The sequence below is a fragment of the Lysinibacter sp. HNR genome, from assembly GCF_029760935.1.
GTDB lineage: Bacteria > Actinomycetota > Actinomycetes > Actinomycetales > Microbacteriaceae > HNR.
The window spans coordinates 2,338,349-2,355,333 of sequence record NZ_CP121684.1; the positions used below are offsets into that span (position 1 = coordinate 2,338,349).

The following is a 16,985-nucleotide window of genomic DNA, read 5'->3' on the forward strand; positions in this document are numbered from 1 at the left end:
CGTCACGTCACGACAGCGCCAGCCAAGCGGCGCTGTCCGGTGGGAGTGTGTCGGAGACACCCTCGACACTCGCGATAAGAACCTGCGCTTCAGAGGCAATGGGCCTGGGAACGGTGCCGAGATTGAGCATAACTCGTGTACGCCCGTGATCGTTGATGAGATCAAACGCGAGCAGATCCGCACCAAGATCGACAAACTCAAACGTCGCGCTCCCGAGCTCGTACTGTCGACGGATGCTGAGCAGCATGCGGTAAAGCTCGAGGGTAGAGTCGTCGCGTCCGAGTTGCTGATCGACCGCATAATCTCCAAAATCGATCGGCTGCGGGAGCCAGGAAGCACCGGTGTTATTAAAACCAAATGCCGCTGAGCCCTTCTCCCAGGGTACCGGTACGCGGCATCCGTCACGGCCGAGGCGGTGGCCACCACCGCGGATAAAGTCCGGGTCGGTGCGGGCCTCGGCGGGGAGTTCGATCACCTCACGCAGGCCCAGTTCTTCACCCTGGTACACGTAGGAGCTGCCGGGAAGGGCCAGCATCAGTGTTGCGGCTGCTCGGGCTCGTCGCAGACCGAGTTCGAGGTCGGGCTCGGGCTCGGTGGCTTCGAGTATCCACGGGGCCATCGTCTGGTCTACTCGGACAAGGCGCGTAGCGGGGCGAATCACATCGTGGTTTGATATCACCCAGGTTGCGACCGCTCCCACGGAGTCCGCGTTACGGAGTGTGGCGAGAATTTGGGTGCGGAGCGAGTCAACATCCCACGTCGCGCGCATGAAGTCAAAATTGAACGCCTGCTGGAACTCATCCTCGCGGATGTACATGGCAAGCCTGTCATGCGGGGTAACCCAGGCCTCGGCGACCATCGCCCGATCCCCCGGGTAGCTGTCCAGAATCGTTCGCCACTCCCGGTAGATCTCGTGTACCCGATCCTGGTCGGCAAACGGCATCGCGTTGGTGGGGAGAACACCCCTATTATAGGCGTCCCAGTCAACCTTGTGATCGGGATACCCCGGAGCTTTGATCAGGTGATGGGCAACGTCAATACGGAACCCATCGACACCGCGGTCAAGCCAGAAGCGGAGAGTGTCGGCAAACATCTCGCGTACCTCGGGGTTTTCCCAGTTCAGGTCAGGTTGTTTGCGATCGAAGAGGTGGAGATACCACTGCCCGTCCTCGACCTGCGTCCATGCCGGCCCACCAAACTCGCTGGGCCAGTTGTTGGGGAGTCCGTGATGGTCGACAAAACAGTACCGGTCGCGTTCGGGCGACCCCGGGCCGGCCACGAGTGCCGCTTGAAACCACGGGTGCTCATCACTGGTGTGGTTCGGGACGATGTCAATGATCACGCGTAACCCTAGATCGTGGGCGGTGGCGATAAGGTCGTCGGCGTCGGCAAGCGTTCCGTACATCGGATCGACGTCGCGATAGTCGGCAACATCGTACCCGCCGTCGGCTTGGGGGGAGGGGTAGAACGGGGAGATCCAAATCGCGTCTACACCCAGATCACGGAGGTAACTGAGGCGGCTGGTAATACCGGGAAGGTCACCGTTCCCATCGCCGTTTGAGTCGGCAAACGATCGTGGGTAAACCTGGTAAACCACCGCGGTCCGCCACCATTCCGCGCCGGCGGAGGGAACATACATCAATCCTCCGCTCGGGGCGATGATTTCCGATTGAGTGGGGCTGGTCATGCGTTTGCCTCCGTAGTAGTGTAGGCGGACTCGGCGCGGCGCTGCCGCAGGTCTTCAAGAATCTGCGGGTATTCCTTGTCGAGGCGGTAGAACCACAACAGGCCCGCCATCGCAATTGCAAAGATGAGTGGCAACCAGATGAAAACGAAGCTGATTGCGGTGATCGCGGATGTCGGCTGTGTCGCCTCACCTCCCTCGATGAATCCACCAAACCCGAGCGTCCAACCGATGGCAACACCACCGACAGCTCCGCCAATCTTCTGCCCGATAGTCGCTCCGGCAAAAACCAATCCTTCCGCGCGAATACCGCTGCGCCATTCTTCGTACTCGATCGTGTCGCCAATCATCCCAAACAGAACGGCAAACATCGCACCGACGCCCACCCCGCCGATGGAGAGCCCGATCAGCACGACCGAAAGCGAGGATGGAGCAACGGCGATTATCAGTTGACCGGCCACTATGGCTATGGCCCCAAACATTGATATATTCCGTTTCCCGATCAACCGCACCAGCGGAATCGCAAGAAATACACCGGCGATTTCAACGACTGTACGGAATGTGAACAGCATCGTTGACAGGTCCTCGTCACCGAGCCTGTATTGAGAATAGTAGGGGTAAATCCCCACCAGGCCGTACGTGGTTAGCAACAGAACACCGTACAGGGTAAGTTGCAACCAGTACTTGTTGCGCAGGATCGATTTTAATCCCTCACGGATCGTAAATGGCCGCCCAGCTATCATCACGGCAGTATCGGAGCCCTCTTCTCGAGCCCGAGCATCCGCCGAAACAATACGCTCTTTAGAGAAGACGAACACGATGAAGAACAGTAGAACCGCGAGCCCGCCGTACAGGGAGAACGTCATCGTCCACGCACCGGCACCACCGCCGAAGGTCTCCACGAGCGGCAGCGTGAGCGCCGCAACAATGAGAGCTCCCGCGTATGCACCCACCATACGGTAGGTGCTCAAGAGGCCGCGGTCGGCGGCGTCCTCGGTCATCAGCGCGCTCAGCGCGCCGTAGGGGATATTCATTGCGGTGTACACAATGACGCCGGAGAGCATATAGGTTACAAAGGCATAGACAATTTTGCCGGTCTCACCCAGATCCGGGGCGGTAAACAGCAGCGCCGCGCTTACCCCGTAAGGAAGCGCAAGGAACAGTATCCAGGGGCGCGCCTTGCCGAACCGCGACTTGAGCTTCTCCATCAGCACTCCGACCACAAGATCCCACACCCCGTCCAGCAAACGGGCAACGAGGAACATTGTTCCGACGATGGCTGCCGGGATACCGACGATCTCCGTGTAGAAGAACATAAGGTACGTGCCGGTCGCAACGTATACGAGGTTGAAAGCGAGATCTCCGCCAGAATAGGCAATCTTCTCGAAGAAGGGCACACGGGTAGTCGCCGTGCCTCCGAATCTGGACATCACAAACGATCCTTTCGAGGTTTTCAAGGGTACCTCGTTATTAACAGATGAAACAGTACGCCGCGCACTCGTTACAACGTCGCGGACATTCAATTCAGTGAATGCAAGGTCGAGACCGGCACCGAGAAACAACCCAACGTACATGTCTGCGGTGTACACTCGTACACTGCAGACATGTACGACTGTACACTATTGGCAGTGCATCAGCAATGCCCTATATTTTCGCTTCAAAACAACCTCCTCAACCACCAGCATGGGACGAGTGGCGAAAGATGACATAAAGCTCGCCCGATTTATCACCGGGCACGGGAGGGGTTGAGGATCACCTCACGATTGTGCTCGCGGGGATCGTCATGTTTCAGTATGTCCGAGAATACACAGGGGGCACCAACCAAACTGTTCATACGGATACTCGAGCCGATCAGGGCCGGAATGATCCTGAGACACGGTCGAGCATCATGTACCCGCGATCGTGACAGGCGATATTACGGTCCTGCCTGAGACCGACCTTTTAGCTGTTTTCGCGACGACAAATCGTGCGCGTGGCGAGGATAAACACACCACCCACGAGAAGGGCAATCGCAACCAACACTCCTGAAGAACCAATACCGGTTTGCGCCAGAGCACCCGACCCCGAGACGTTTTGTGTCGAGACAACGGAGCCCGAGACGGTCTCTACCACGGTGAAGGTCACCGCAACGGCCTCGGACACGTGCTCACCCCCCACAGTCTGGAATACCTCAATGTCATATGCCCCGGGAGAAAGATTAGTCGAGAGAAGGATACTCCACTCGCTTTCGTCTTCTTCGCCGAGGAGTAGAATATCTGTGGCCGGGGCTTCAGCATTCAAGCTGGCCACCGTACCAACGCCGCTGGATGAAGCAGGGGGTGTTCCAACCACGGCATTTTCCGCGAGTTCTTCACCGTTCATCCTAAGCGACACGGTAGCACCCGTGAGTCCGACACCGGTGATCTCCAAAAACTGCCCAACACGGGAAGTAAGCGGGGTCTTCACCGTCGGAGACTTGGGAATCACCTTGAACACAGTTGTGTTTGGCGCGGATGTTCTAGCGTTGAGAGTTTGGGTGGCAGTAATCGAGTAGGAGGTTCCGTAACCGAGAGAGGCCGGAACACGCCAGGTGCCGTTAGCCGCTACGGTAGCACTTCCACGCACGGAACCGGTGAGGTTGACCCGGGCCCCGGGAGCCCCGGTACCGGTGACACTCGTGAGCGATGTTACAACAGAGGAACCGTTGGCGGGAGAGGTTATGACGGGCGCAGCGGGACCCGCAACGGTCAGGCTATAGGTGGTGACGCTTGACTTGTTGAACCCGTTTTCTGTATGTACTCCAAAGGTGTAGGTCTGCGGGGTCTGGGGGGCCGCAAAGCTCCATACACCCTGGGAGTTAGTCGTCGCGGAGAATGCCGCGTGTCCACTGGGGGTTACAACAACTTTTGAGCCAGCGGGGGCGGTACCGGAAATAGTACCTGAGTTGACCGGTTTAGTGCCCCGCGCCCGAGTCACCGAGCCGGGTCAATAGCTCACGTACTTCTGCCGGTATCGCGGCTGGAACAATATGCTCCACACCCTCGATCCTGATCACCCCGTCTTGTACCCGGGCAAGTTGCTGCACGAACTTCTTCACCGATACCCCGGTTGCTTCTTGAATATGCCGTGAGACCGCGATCGCGCAGAACACAACCGTGAGATGCGCCTCGATCTTCTCCCGATGCCGGTGATAGATCGGCCTGGCTTTGAGGTCAGTCTTCGCCATCCGAAATGACGCCTCAACATTGAAGAGCTGATGGTATGCATCAATCACCCTCAGCGCGCTCACCGTTAAGACAGGTAGATTCGTGACATACCCCTTGATCCCCGCCCGCTGCCTAGCCGATTCCACCAAAACCTGATCAATGCTCTTGGCTGCGCCACTGATCTTCACGAACCGACTCTTTTTCACAGGCGTGGTCCCGGCAACGACCTTTTTCGCTTTCTCGAGTTGTTTCTCGATATTACGCAGATCCAGACGGGCACGTTTCTCACGGTACTGATACACCACCCGCCGTTCACGCCGCCTTTCACCTTGACCAAACCACTGTCGACACTCAAATACCTGCCCGTCACAGAGTTCAGAACCATCGTGTTGATACTCGGTAACCTCAGGTGGAGTCTTCGCGATCCGGGACCCCACAATGAACGAGTAACCAGCCGTCTCTAACGCGAGAAGATTCGCTGCGGAGAGCATACCTGCGTCACACACAACACTCACCGTCACCTCGGGATGCTGCGCCCGAAACCTGTCGAGCACGGGCACGAGAGTGAGCGTTTCAGCTGTGTTCCCCTCGAACGAATGTAACTGCAGCGGGAACCCGTGTTCGTCAACGAGAAGCCCCAGCACGATCTGGGGTTCGAGCCTGCGTTCTTTGGAGAGACCAGGCTTGCGATACTCATCCTCTTGCTCGACGTAGAAGAACAGTGTGGTGACGTCGTAGAGCACCAACGTGAGGTGCTCAGTCCCCCGGAACGCGACGCAGGCAGCAGAGAACTTATCACGATAGTTGCCCTTCGCGGCCTGGTTCAATGACCGGTGAATGCCACTATACGAGGGCGCTTTGAGTCCGAGATTATCAAGGATACGGATCGTATCGAGTTTGGAAGAGGGCTCGATGATACGCGCGATCACGAGGTCACGAAATACCCGATCGTTCACAGCATCAGTGAAACCAAGCCGGTCGTAAACGCTGACGAGAGTGTCGTAGAGCACACGCGAGTAAGAGTGCTGCATCGTGATACGCGGCCCGGCAGGATCGGCTGGGGTATCGATCTGGAGTTCTGTCTGACCGGTAGCCTGAGCGCGTTCCCTGATGCGAGTTTTCGCGGTCTGGACCATGAACTCGAGTTCCAGATCAGTGTGCGCGGAACCGATATGTTCAATAATGCTGCGCACCCCGCGCGTTTTCGACACGATCTGCACCGCGGTCGCACCTGACCCGGTTTTCACACGGCGTACGTATTCACCCATGAAACCAGGGTACAGACACCCCCCTTAGTGCCCCGACCGTGCTGCTACTCTCGCGTAAACAAGCCATTCCCCGAGCCAAAATAGGCAAGACCACCAAAAAACGGTCAACTCAGGTGACGGGCGCAGCGGGACCCGCAACGGTCAGGCTATAGGTGGTGACGCTTGACTTGTTGAACCCGTTTTCTGTATGTACTCCAAAGGTGTAGGTCTGCGGGGTCTGGGGGGCCGCAAAGCTCCATACACCCTGGGAGTTAGTCGTCGCGGAGAATGCCGCGTGTCCACTGGGGGTTACAACAACTTTTGAGCCAGCGGGGGCGGTACCGGAAATAGTAGCACCACCGTTGATCTGGGCGTGATTCGCAAACGAGGTCATAACCGGTGCGCTGAGCGCCAGCCGAAGAGTGTAGCCGCCCGTGTATTGCAACGCGTTCGACAGGTCGCTTCCCCACACGAAAGAGGGCGAGGTCAAGGTAGCTGCGGCACCCCCGCTCACCACACCAACGGCGGTCGTGCCCTGGAACATGGCACCACCGGAGTCCCCTGGAATTGACTTGAGACCCTCGACCCCAAAGCCATAAACGATATGTCCGGACACGTTGGCCCAACCATCAACATAGGTCACGGCGCTCGCGCCGGTGAGCCCGGAGGAGCGACCCGACTTAGAGATGGGTCGACCTACCTGAGCCTCACCAAGAGCCGTGATATGTGTTCCCGCAAGAGAAAGGTTATTTTGTCCGGCCGTGCTCCAATTGGTCACAAAAGGCTCCAGCGTGAGAGCGTTATTGGTCACGTTGACAACGGAAATATCGATACTCGATTTGGTTTCGGAGCCTATTCCGTCGCTAGGAGACCCGAATCGCGAGAAGCCATAGGTGCCTAGAACCGCGTAGGGCTCAACCGGGCCCCTGAGGTTGCCCGTGTAGGCACTGTCCCCGGAAGGCAGCGTCAGCCACACCTCTTTGTTCTGAAAAAGATTGGTGCAGTGCCCCGCAGAGATCACGGCGGGTCCGCCCGTCGGAGTATACGCGGTAAACCCTACCGAACAGGCATCTCCCGTAGTGGAGGTTGATCCCGGAGCGGTAAAGTAGCCGGCTCCCCCAACCACAACATTGCTTGAGTGATGGCCAAAACCCTCGTTAATGGTCTTGACATTTAGGGAGGCAAGGTGTGCGACCGGGTCTGGTGTACACAAGATCACATTGGCACGTTCGAAGAGTCTGCCTACTCTCCCATTAAAACAATTCTTACGGACCGATCCAGTGCTGCAGTACACTGAGTAGCCGCGCTATCAGGAACAAAACAGATTAAACACGGCGGGGAAAGAACACCCGCGTGTGCACTGGTTTTGCCAGGTGAATGAGATCGGGTTGGTGTTTGTTCAGCCGCGATAGCCCACCCGGCAGATCGAGCGAAAGCGATGTGGCTCGGGCAGGGCGCAGGTCCCACGGCTCGTGCTCAACGGGAAAACGCCAAACACGACCAAACCGGATTGCAAACATGTTCCACCTGGCCGTTAGCCATTCCTCCAGAGGCGAATCCCGAAGCGTCGCCTCCTCCGATTCTTCGAGTGTTGCTCGAAAGGTCATGGGAAGGGGATCGGTAGACCGCTCAAACACATAGTCAGCCGTGCGTTGAGACACGGCCGATGACCCGATCATGTGAGAATAGGGCAACCCAACGGCTCGTCCTTCGAACGTGAACGCCAGGCTCGAACACCATATCTTCACAAACCAGACCCCTTGATTTCCCTGACGATCTACAACATACACGCGCACATTCAGCTCATGAAAATGAGGGTGTTTCAAGCGCTGCGGCAGCGGCGTTGTACGCACCTCCGCCATCACAAACGGCACAACACTCACCCAGGTTTTCCCCTGGAAAGTATCGACTTCAAGGCCCGGAGGCAGCATTTTCGAAACCAGGTCAACGGGCACTTGCCAGTGGAGAAAAGTGAGATCCTGCCAGGTCTGGCGACTTACTACCAGACCGTTAAAACCCTTACCCCTTGAATATTCATGACCGTCAGACTGTGACATAAATCAATTCTGCCTGCAAATACTCGGCGGAGTCTGTATTAAAGCGGATATTCTTGTGTACGGGAAGACGAGAAGTTTTCATCCAGCAATTGATACTGACCGCCGACGACCCAGAAGCTCTCACACACAAGCTCCTGGCTACCATTTTGTCGCTTTAACCCGACGCCGCACAGCGCATGAGGCGCGACCCCTCCTAGCGTGAAAGATGCCGCTCCTCGTGCCCGTTGTACTCGGAGATCGGTCTAATCAGCGAGTTGTGTTTCTGCTGCTCCATGAAGTGCGCGGTCCACCCCACAACCCGCGAGGCGGCAAATAGTGGGGTAAACGCCTCCGTCGCAAAGCCCATGAGATGGTAGGCGGGGCCCGAAGGGTAGTCTAGGTTGGGCTTGATGTTTTTGCGCGAGGCCATCGCCGTCTCAAGGGAGGTGTAGAGCTCAAGAATATCGGGACGGCCGTAGTATTCAACCAGGTTATCGAGCGACGCCTTCATGGTGGGAACTCGTGAGTCGCCGTTTTTATAGACCCGATGGCCAAATCCCATGATTTTATTTCCGTGATCCAGGCAATCGGCAAGCCACTGCTCGGTCCGATCGGCGCTCCCAATCTCATCAAAGGCGTGCATCACGGCCTCGTTGGCGCCGCCATGCAGGGGACCCTTCAGAGCGCCGATAGCCCCAACAACCGCCGAGTAGATATCGCTGAGAGTTGAGGCGATAACCCGCGTGGTGAAGGTGGAGGCGTTAAAGGAGTGCTCCGCATAAAGAATCAGCGAGACACGAAACGCATCCACAACGGGAGCCTCGGGCACCGCGCCAAACGTCATATACAAAAAATTCTCGGAGTAGTTCAGGTCTTTGCGGGGTTCTATGAGAGGCTCCCCCCGGCGACGACGCTGATCGTAGGCGACGATCGAGGGAAGTTGAGCCAATAGGTACACCGCCCTTCCCTGATTAAAATCGACGTCCGAGTTTACACTCGATCCAGGGTCCACACCCGGATTCGCACCCGCACCCCCCTCATGCTCATGCTCATGCTCATGCTCATGCTCATGCCCGAGGGTGGGATCAAGTGCCCCTATATGGCTCACTGCGGTGCGCAGCACATCCATAGGATGATCTGTAACAGGCAGTTCATCAATCATGCGCTTAGTGCGATCATCAAGCGCTCGCAGGGAGCGCTCAAACTTTTCAAACTCGGCAAGCTCCTCCGGCTGCGGGAGCTCACCGTGCCAGATGAGCCACGCTACCTCCTCAAAGGAGCAGTGAGCGGCCAGTTCTTGAACCGGATACCCTCGATACAGCAGCGAATTACTCTCGGGATTAACCTTTGAGATGGCGGTGTAGTCTGCAACCACCCCGGCAAGCCCTTTGCGCACCTGCGAGATGCTCTCGTTTTCGCTCATGTTACACTCCTTCGGAAGTTGCGTATCCGATCAGAAACAACGGCTCTCAGGGGGGTGATAGTTAGTACGTTTCCGCCCGCGTCAGCTAGCCGCTATTGATAATCCTGCGCGTGTGGGTTTAACGTGAAGTTGAAAATATTATCGTCAAATGCATTATATGCGGAATAGTCTAGAAGGTCATAAAGCTCTGAGCGGTGCTGCATCTCACCCAACAGCGGATTGAGGCTCCCGGTGTCCGTAATGGTATCGAGTCCACGCTCCGCGGCGCCCATAGCCAGCCGCAGTAGAGACACGGGATAGATCACTATATTGACCCCCACATCCGCAAGCTGACCGGTTGTAAAAAGATCGCTCTTCCCAAACTCGGTCATGTTGGCAAGGATAGGAACGTCAACTGCCGCACGAATCGCCTCGAACTCGCGAAGGTCACGCATTGCCTCGGGAAATATCGCATCCGCTCCGGCATCCACCATCGCCTGAGCCCGCGCAATAGCGGCGTCCACTCCCTCAACTGCACGGATATCCGTGCGAGCCATGATCACCAGGTTGGGGTCACGGCGTCCCTGCACGGCCGCACGAATGCGTTTAAGCACAGTTTCTTCGTCCACAACCTGCTTGCCGTCGAGGTGTCCACAACGCTTAGGATTCACCTGGTCCTCGATATGGAGACCGGCCACCCCCGCATCCTCCAGGGTCTGCACAGTGCGAGCCACGTTCATGGGCTCGCCAAAGCCGGTATCGGCATCCACCAGCGCGGGCAGATTGGTCATCCGGGCGATCTGCTGGCTGCGCCCCGCAACCTCGGTGAGGGTCGTCAGGCCAATATCCGGCAGGCCCAAATCGGCGGAGAGCACCGCCCCCGAGATGTATACCCCCTCAAACCCCTTCTGCTCGATCAAGCGTGCGCTCAGTGGGTTAAAGGCTCCCGGTACGCGCAAGAGCTTGCCCGAAGCCAGGGCCTCGCGGAAATGCACCCGTTTCTGGTCGGGTGTTACCTCTGTGTACAGCACTAGAAAAGCCCCTTCGAAGCGGAGTGGGCGGAAAGCAGCCCCGACGTACCGGTGATAGTGAGCCCCTCAAGCTCTTCTCCCCGAAGCTCAGGAAGACGCTGAGCAGTGTTCAGAAAACGTTCGATCTCTGCGGACTCCAAAACGCCCTCGGAGAGCGTGCGGAACTTAGCCACGTAGTGCTCCCGGGCAAAAGGCCGGGCACCCAGCGGGTGTGCGTCGGCCACGGCAATCTCGTCGGTGATGACCGTGCCATCGAATAGAACAATCTCAACCGAGCCGCCAAACGCTTTCTCCTGCGGGTCAAGGGAGTGATAGCGCCTGGTCCATTCGGGATCCTCCTCCGTCACAACCCGCTGCCAGAGCGCAACCGTGTCCGGCCGTGCCGCACGCTCGGGGGTGTAGGAGTCCACGTGATGCCAGAAACCATCCTGCAGCGCGACGGTAAAAATATAGGGAATCGAGTGATCAAGGGTCTCACGGGAGGCCGTGGGATCGTACTTTTGAGGGTCCTGTGCACCCGACCCGATGACGTAGTGCGTGTGGTGACTGGTGCGGATGACCACCCGTTGCACGGATTTCTCGGCCAACGCTCCGGCAAGCTCAGGATACTCGCGGTGAAGCTTGCGCGCGAGGTCGATCCAGGCCTGCGCCTGGTACTCAGCCGAGTGTTCCTTAGTGTAGGTGTCGAGGATGGCGCGTTTAGCCTCCCCCAGGGCCGGAAGCGGAACCTCGTAGCGGGCGTCGAGACCGTCAAGCAGCCACGCAATCACACCGTCCTCCCCCTCGTAGATGGGGGTGGGGCTGGTTTCTCCCCGCATGGCACGATCCACGGCCTCAACGGCCATCTTTCCCGCAAAAGCCGGAGCGTAGGCTTTCCACGTGCTGATCTGCCCCTTGCGCGATTGCCGAGTGGCCGTTGTGGTGTGTAGAGCCTGCCCCACAGCCTGATAGATGGTCTCGGCATCAAGCCCGAGGAGGGTCCCTATCCCGGCCGCCGCGCTGGGACCCAGATGGGCCACGTGATCAATCTTGTGTCTGTGTAAACAGATAGCTTTCACCAGGTCAACCTGGATCTCGTAACCGGTTGCAATTCCGCGAACTAGGTCGTGACCGGTGAGGTTTTTACCGATCGCAAGGTGCTGGGCCACCGCGGTTATCGGAGGAATATTGTCACCCGGGTGCGAGTAATCCGCAGCCAGGAAGGTGTCATGATAGTCGAGCTCACGCACCGCCACACCGTTGGCCCAGGCAGCCCACTCGGGAGAAACCCGGGTGCGGGGAGACTCGCCAAAAACGGTGGCTCCCGCACCACCACTGCTCGACGGGTGGCTCAGCGCCTGCGCACGGGCAGTAGCCACGGGGGCACGCACGAGGGAAGCCGCCGCCACCGCGGCGTTATCGATAACCCGGTTAATGATCATTTCCGTAACCTCGGCGGTCACCTCTACCGGGTCCGCTGCCACCAGGGCTATCTTCCAGGCAAGCTGCTCCTCGCGGGGCAGAGATTCTTCGCTCTTGTAGACACGAACGGAGTGCATCGTGGTCATCGGGTTCCTTTCGTGCTGAAACACGGACAGTCGGGCTGTGCACGAGATAAACGATGTCTTTCCGTTGACCTCATCTTATAAACGCATAAACAGCATTTCACAGCCCGACCGCCTACGGCAACCGGGACAACAAACGATAATCAGCAGATCGCTGACGCACCCACCCGGTTCTCTCGCATCAAACATACTGAGGATTACACAACTTGCAACCCAACCGCACCCGCAACGTTTAAGGGTTTACCGGACCACCAAGAAGGTCGTCCACCACACGAGAGTCAAAAAACACACCGTAGGAGATATCAAGATCAGATTCGGGCCCAGCGCTAAGCACACTTCTTATATATCCAAGGCCTGTGCTGGGGTCGTATTTGTGAAGAAAAGGAGAGCCAGAGGCACCAAGCCCAAAGCCTTTACAGTAAACCGTCGGATAAAAGTATGCGAGGAAGGACCACGTCAAATAGGTGCCCTTTTTGCATACGCGCATCCGATTACCGTTATCAAGCTTTTGAGGGTATCCAAACACAGTGGCATTAAATGGGTAAGATCCGCCATTCCACAGTCCATGTCCCCCGACCTCATCCACCAATCGAGAACCGTGAGGGTTGAGATGAGTTGTCATAAAAGCCACATCGTAATGTGTCAATCTACTAGCCCCCTCCTCCATTTTCAGCCACTCCTCAAAGATCAGAGCAGATACCCCGTTATAGACTCCGTAGGGAGCGGTGTCATCGCCCGTGCCAGGGCCCTGATAACCAGGAAAAAACGCCCAGTTCTCATGCCAGTCTCTCCCTGCACCACCGTGCACACAGTGCGCAGCAGTGGCCACAAGACGCTTTGAGAGGCTGTTCATAGCCGATGCCGAGCAAGAATAATTTTTTTAGTCTTGGGGTCCCTGAAGAACACTTTCCCGTTTGTCCGTGAGAAGTCCGCGGAGGGCGCTGTTCCCGGCTTGACCGCCGCCTTTCCGATAAGCGGCTCGATAGCCGCATCCCCGTCAGAAGCCCTCGGTGCAGCATAGTCGTTCTCTGGGACTTTCGCTTCCTCGCCCACGGTCTCGACACTCACCGGGGACTCTAGCGGTATAGCACTGTCCATACGTTCCGGAGTCCAATACTCAAGAACACGGGGATCACCCCCCATCTGATCGAGTTCTTCCGGGCTGTACTCATGCGCAGAAAGACCGTCCTGCCCCTCAGAGGTCACCGGCATTCGCGCCGAAATTAAACCCTCAGCGGGCTGAGGTTGAGAGTCACCAACCTTTGCACTCGTCGGCGCCGCACCAAAAATACTTGTGGACGCTATGATGCCCACAATCAAACTACCGAGAACCATTTTGCGCTTGTAACCACTCATTAAAGACTTCCTTATCGTTATTACCAAAAGGGATACCGCGGTCTTTTTTGCAATGACCGCAATGAATTGGCAGCGCTACCTCAGGTCACATAGATAACCATACTCAATATCAATATACACTCAAATAATAACCATTGTCACTAAACAAATACAAGCTAATCAACGAAACCTTTTTAGTGAGATACACAAAGAATCTTCTCCAGTAAGTTCGCCTCGCAATAGCTGCGAAGCGGACATATCTTCAGCCTCCAGGCTGCGCTATCCTTGAGGAGTCCAGATTTCCGCGTACGTGAAAGAGAATCCGTGACAGGCCTGAGTATCCAGACCCACACACTCGGGGTCACCTACGGCTCACGGTACAGCACCAAGATTGCGCTCACCGACGCCACCCTCGACCTCAGCCCAAATACCATCTGTGGAGTTGTTGGCCACGCCGGAACGGGTAAGAGCACGCTACTCTCGGTACTGGCCGGGTTTCAGCGCCCCACGCACGGGCAGGTCAAGATTCACGGGGAAGACCCTTTTGATAGCTCACGTCTCGCCCCACGCATTCACCTGGTACGCGGCCCGGAAGATCTCGTGCGCGAGAAAAGGACGCTCGACAGTGTTCGCCTCATGGCGCAGCTGCGCCCCTCATTTGACTCACACTATGCGCTTGCGCTCATGGATAGTTTTGGCATCGACGCACGCAAAAAGATGATGCGGCTGACCCTCAAACAGCGCTTTACCGCCTCGCTCCTCCTCGGGCTTGCCAGCAGGGCACCCGTGACTCTCTTCGACGAGGTTTACCGGGGGCTGGACACCTCCACAGGCGACCTCTTCTACACCGAACTTCAGCGGGACTACGCCGCGCACCCCAGAACCGTTGTACTTGCGGGCGCCCTCGATAACAGGGCCGAACAGCTCTGCACCAGCATTACCCTCCTGCATAAAAACCGCATACTCCTCAGCGAAGACATCGGCACACTACGGGAAAGGGCAAGCACCTTTGTAGGGTCAAGAACCGCCGTTAACGAGATCACCGAGCGGATTCCTCAGGAAGCCATCATGGCCCGTCAGCACAAGGGAGATTCATACTCCGTCACCGTTCTTGGCTCTATCAGCGTTGAGACGAGCATCCGCGCAAAGCGAATAGGACTCACCCGCACAGCGGTGCCGCTCTCTCGCATCATCACCCGTCTCACTGACCAGCCCACTCCCACGAACCAGCGCACCCACCAGGCCAAAACTCGGGGAGAGAAGCCGTGAACACAACCTCCCGACACTCCACTCCAACACCAACACCCGTGAGCGTCGCCCGCCGCCTCACACTGGGCGCAAGCTGGCCACTCCTCGCCGGGTTCTGGCTTACCTATGCCCTCCTCATCATTGTTCTGGAGGTTATGTCCATCGATCAGTTGAGCGGTGAATACTCGCTCGTCTCCCTCACCCGCAGTGCAACCGTCTGGTTTCCCCTTGTTCTGAGCCTCATCACGAGCATCCGAGCTTTTGTGCCCCTCCTGGTTGCAGGGGGCACACGCAAGTCTTATATCAGGGCGACTCTTTTGACCCTCGCCACTACAACCCTGGTGAACACCGCCGCGCTGCTCACACTGCTTGCGCTCGAAGTCGCGCTCGTGTCGAGTAGGTCGGGCATCGTTCCGCATCTCAACGACCAGCCCCTCAACATTTCCCCGGATCAGATGAGTTCCTACCTGATCACGGGATTTATGACATTCCCCGGCTTCCTCGGCGCGGGGGTGAGCGGCCTTCTCCTGGGAGCCATCATCCTGCGGTGGGGGAGAACCTGGCAAACCTGGCTCAGCGCACCCCTCTGTCTCCTGCCGGTCATCCTAAGCTTTCTCTTGAATACAGGCTTTGCGCAAAACTACTGGATTATTGCGGTTATCCTTGCATTTCTGGTCTCCGGGCTCGGAATGCTCCGCTACGCCAAGATCATCGGCAATACACCGATCAGGCCCCTCGCGATTCGCCCAAAAAACGAGAGATTCCCTCCCGCTTAGGCACCGCCACCGGCCTAATCGTCACTCAGCGCCCAGTTCACCGGGTCCACCCCCAACGCCTCAAGATGGGCGTTAACCCGACTAAAAGGTTTGGACCCGAAGAACCCTCGCGAGGCGGATAACGGCGACGGGTGGGCACTCTCGATCACTGGGGTGTTACCCAGCATCGGGATAAGAGAGGCCGCATCCCGCCCCCAGAGTAGCGCCACAAGCGGCCGGTTACGCTGCACCAGAACACGGATGGCGTGCTCGGTTACGGCCTCCCACCCCTTCTTGCGATGCGAGGCTGCCTGCCCCGGCTGCACGGTGAGAACCCTGTTGAGGAGCATCACTCCGGACTCACTCCACTCGGTGAGGTCGCCGTGAGCGGGGGTGCTAATCCCCAGGTCATCTCGCATTTCTTGATAAATGTTGTTGAGGCTGCGCGGCACCGGCCTCACATGACGATCCACCGCAAAGGAAAGACCGATCGGATGTCCCGGCGTGGGGTAGGGATCCTGCCCCACGATCAGAACCTTCACCTCGGAAAGCGGATAGCTAAACGCCCGCAAAATCTTGTCACCCGCCGGAAGATAGTCACGCCCCTGCGCCCTCTCCCGACGCAGAAAATCGCCCATAGCAGCAATCTGTGAGCCAACGGGTTCGAGCGCCTGCGCCCAATCGGGCGTAATAAATCCGGCATCCGCTAGTTGGGGAAGCGTCATGGGCATTGACTACACTCCTAAGCTTGAGACGAGAACGCCCCTGTCACTCTGCTGTACACGCCACACGCTACCATCACCGATAACACGCAGGGCACCCTGACCCACCACCAGCGCGGTATTTTCATCAATCGCGATTCCCGTCTCCATCAGACCGGCTTCCACCGAGGCAATCAGGCGGGTGAGAGTCCCCCACTGCGCGGCGTGAACGTCAACCGTAATATCGATCAGCCCGATGCCCTGAGCCACGCTCACCTCATCAAGACCCTCCGCAAAACGCTGTGACACAACGGGAACACCACCGATTCGCCAGCCCCCAATCATCGCGGCCTCTGCAGCCAATTGGGCACCGGCGGAAAATCCCAGGTACGGTACACCGTCGGAGACCAGCGCACGTATCTGTTCCACCCCCGAATGAAGCGCCTTTCGGTACGCGGGAGTGAGCCCTCCGGCCACAACAACCGCATCAACATCTTCTAAAAGGTCAACCGCTACGGCCTCGCCCTCGGCGACCAAAACAGAGATGAAACGGGCATCGGGCAACTTCGCATCAGACACCGCTTGACGAAGGATGCCCTCCAGGTGCCGCACCCGATTCTCGGCATCACCCTCGTGCACGATAATCATGGCTATGCGGGGACCCAGAGCCCGCTCCCGGAAGGCGGCAACCTGCGCAGCCTCCCCCACAAACTCCGCGACAGCGTCGGAGGCACCTCCGAACTCTCTCATCTCGCTGCTACCCACCAAGAAAATGCTCACCCGATCACCTTACTATTGTTGCCCGTGCCATCCGACT

General features: G+C 57.6%; 15 protein-coding genes. 2 read left to right on the plus strand and 13 right to left on the minus strand.

What is annotated here, in order from left to right; translation table 11 throughout:
- Positions 1-7: 7 nt before the first annotated feature.
- From FrondiHNR_RS10710 to FrondiHNR_RS10760, 11 genes are all read right to left on the minus strand, one after another.
- Complete coding sequence (locus tag FrondiHNR_RS10710) at positions 8-1,687, minus strand: glycoside hydrolase family 13 protein (protein ID WP_279352756.1); 1,680 nt, start codon at positions 1,685-1,687, stop codon at positions 8-10.
- Positions 1,684-3,114 carry a glycoside-pentoside-hexuronide (GPH):cation symporter gene (locus FrondiHNR_RS10715; protein ID WP_279352757.1) on the minus strand — a complete coding sequence of 477 codons (1,431 nt, stop codon included), beginning with the start codon at positions 3,112-3,114 and terminating at the stop codon, positions 1,684-1,686. Before FrondiHNR_RS10715 ends, FrondiHNR_RS10710 begins: the two co-directional genes overlap by 4 nt.
- Positions 3,115-3,625: 511 nt before the next feature.
- Positions 3,626-4,639 (minus strand): hypothetical protein, encoded by a 1,014-nt coding sequence (locus tag FrondiHNR_RS10720; RefSeq protein WP_279352758.1) that lies wholly within the window; start codon positions 4,637-4,639, stop codon positions 3,626-3,628.
- The gene (locus FrondiHNR_RS10725; RefSeq protein WP_279352517.1) at positions 4,617-6,137 is read right to left on the minus strand and encodes an IS1634 family transposase; all 1,521 of its coding nucleotides are present in this window, start codon (positions 6,135-6,137) and stop codon (positions 4,617-4,619) included. The genes FrondiHNR_RS10720 and FrondiHNR_RS10725 overlap by 23 nt, the downstream gene beginning before the upstream one ends.
- A 109-nt stretch (positions 6,138-6,246) precedes the next feature.
- Positions 6,247-7,242 carry a S1 family peptidase gene (locus FrondiHNR_RS10730; RefSeq protein ID WP_279352759.1) on the minus strand — a complete coding sequence of 332 codons (996 nt, stop codon included), beginning with the start codon at positions 7,240-7,242 and terminating at the stop codon, positions 6,247-6,249.
- Positions 7,243-7,441: 199 nt separating this feature from the next.
- The gene (locus FrondiHNR_RS10735) at positions 7,442-8,173 is read right to left on the minus strand and encodes a DUF2071 domain-containing protein (protein ID WP_279352760.1); all 732 of its coding nucleotides are present in this window, start codon (positions 8,171-8,173) and stop codon (positions 7,442-7,444) included.
- Positions 8,174-8,366: 193 nt separating this feature from the next.
- Positions 8,367-9,575: a bifunctional 2-methylcitrate synthase/citrate synthase gene (locus tag FrondiHNR_RS10740; RefSeq protein ID WP_279352761.1), complete on the minus strand. Its 1,209-nt coding sequence runs from the start codon at positions 9,573-9,575 to the stop codon at positions 8,367-8,369.
- 92 nt (positions 9,576-9,667) lie between these two features.
- The gene (gene prpB, locus FrondiHNR_RS10745) at positions 9,668-10,585 is read right to left on the minus strand and encodes a methylisocitrate lyase (RefSeq protein ID WP_279352762.1); all 918 of its coding nucleotides are present in this window, start codon (positions 10,583-10,585) and stop codon (positions 9,668-9,670) included.
- Entirely contained in the window at positions 10,585-12,132 is a 1,548-nt protein-coding gene (locus FrondiHNR_RS10750; protein ID WP_279352763.1) for an MmgE/PrpD family protein, read from the minus strand. Before FrondiHNR_RS10750 ends, prpB begins: the two co-directional genes overlap by 1 nt.
- Before the next feature lie 229 nt (positions 12,133-12,361).
- Positions 12,362-12,982, minus strand: coding sequence for a hypothetical protein (locus FrondiHNR_RS10755; RefSeq protein WP_279352764.1), 621 nt, complete (start codon positions 12,980-12,982; stop codon positions 12,362-12,364).
- Positions 12,979-13,485, minus strand: coding sequence for a hypothetical protein (locus FrondiHNR_RS10760; RefSeq protein WP_279352765.1), 507 nt, complete (start codon positions 13,483-13,485; stop codon positions 12,979-12,981). The genes FrondiHNR_RS10755 and FrondiHNR_RS10760 overlap by 4 nt, the downstream gene beginning before the upstream one ends.
- 303 nt (positions 13,486-13,788) lie before the next feature.
- Between FrondiHNR_RS10760 and FrondiHNR_RS10765 the strand changes: the two genes are divergently transcribed.
- Positions 13,789-14,733 carry an ATP-binding cassette domain-containing protein gene (locus FrondiHNR_RS10765; RefSeq protein WP_279352766.1) on the plus strand — a complete coding sequence of 315 codons (945 nt, stop codon included), beginning with the start codon at positions 13,789-13,791 and terminating at the stop codon, positions 14,731-14,733.
- Positions 14,730-15,488, plus strand: coding sequence for a hypothetical protein (locus tag FrondiHNR_RS10770; RefSeq protein ID WP_279352767.1), 759 nt, complete (start codon positions 14,730-14,732; stop codon positions 15,486-15,488). Before FrondiHNR_RS10765 ends, FrondiHNR_RS10770 begins: the two co-directional genes overlap by 4 nt.
- 14 nt (positions 15,489-15,502) lie before the next feature.
- Here FrondiHNR_RS10770 and FrondiHNR_RS10775 read toward each other — a convergent pair whose 3' ends face one another.
- Positions 15,503-16,198 carry a uracil-DNA glycosylase gene (locus FrondiHNR_RS10775; RefSeq protein WP_279352768.1) on the minus strand — a complete coding sequence of 232 codons (696 nt, stop codon included), beginning with the start codon at positions 16,196-16,198 and terminating at the stop codon, positions 15,503-15,505.
- Between the two features lie 3 nt (positions 16,199-16,201).
- Positions 16,202-16,948: a Type 1 glutamine amidotransferase-like domain-containing protein gene (locus FrondiHNR_RS10780; RefSeq protein ID WP_279352769.1), complete on the minus strand. Its 747-nt coding sequence runs from the start codon at positions 16,946-16,948 to the stop codon at positions 16,202-16,204.
- Positions 16,949-16,985: the final 37 nt, after the last annotated feature.

What these genes read in the sequence shown, in the direction of transcription:
- FrondiHNR_RS10710 (WP_279352756.1), bottom strand. Translation starts at nt 1,687, where the DNA reads ATGACCAGCCCCACTCAATCGGAAATCATCGCCCCGAGCGGAGGATTG.
- FrondiHNR_RS10715 (WP_279352757.1), bottom strand. Translation starts at nt 3,114, where the DNA reads ATGTCCAGATTCGGAGGCACGGCGACTACCCGTGTGCCCTTCTTCGAG.
- FrondiHNR_RS10725 (WP_279352517.1), bottom strand. Translation starts at nt 6,137, where the DNA reads ATGGGTGAATACGTACGCCGTGTGAAAACCGGGTCAGGTGCGACCGCG.
- FrondiHNR_RS10735 (WP_279352760.1), bottom strand. Translation starts at nt 8,173, where the DNA reads ATGTCACAGTCTGACGGTCATGAATATTCAAGGGGTAAGGGTTTTAAC.
- FrondiHNR_RS10740 (WP_279352761.1), bottom strand. Translation starts at nt 9,575, where the DNA reads ATGAGCGAAAACGAGAGCATCTCGCAGGTGCGCAAAGGGCTTGCCGGG.
- FrondiHNR_RS10750 (WP_279352763.1), bottom strand. Translation starts at nt 12,132, where the DNA reads ATGACCACGATGCACTCCGTTCGTGTCTACAAGAGCGAAGAATCTCTG.
- FrondiHNR_RS10755 (WP_279352764.1), bottom strand. Translation starts at nt 12,982, where the DNA reads ATGAACAGCCTCTCAAAGCGTCTTGTGGCCACTGCTGCGCACTGTGTG.
- FrondiHNR_RS10760 (WP_279352765.1), bottom strand. Translation starts at nt 13,485, where the DNA reads ATGAGTGGTTACAAGCGCAAAATGGTTCTCGGTAGTTTGATTGTGGGC.
- FrondiHNR_RS10775 (WP_279352768.1), bottom strand. Translation starts at nt 16,198, where the DNA reads ATGCCCATGACGCTTCCCCAACTAGCGGATGCCGGATTTATTACGCCC.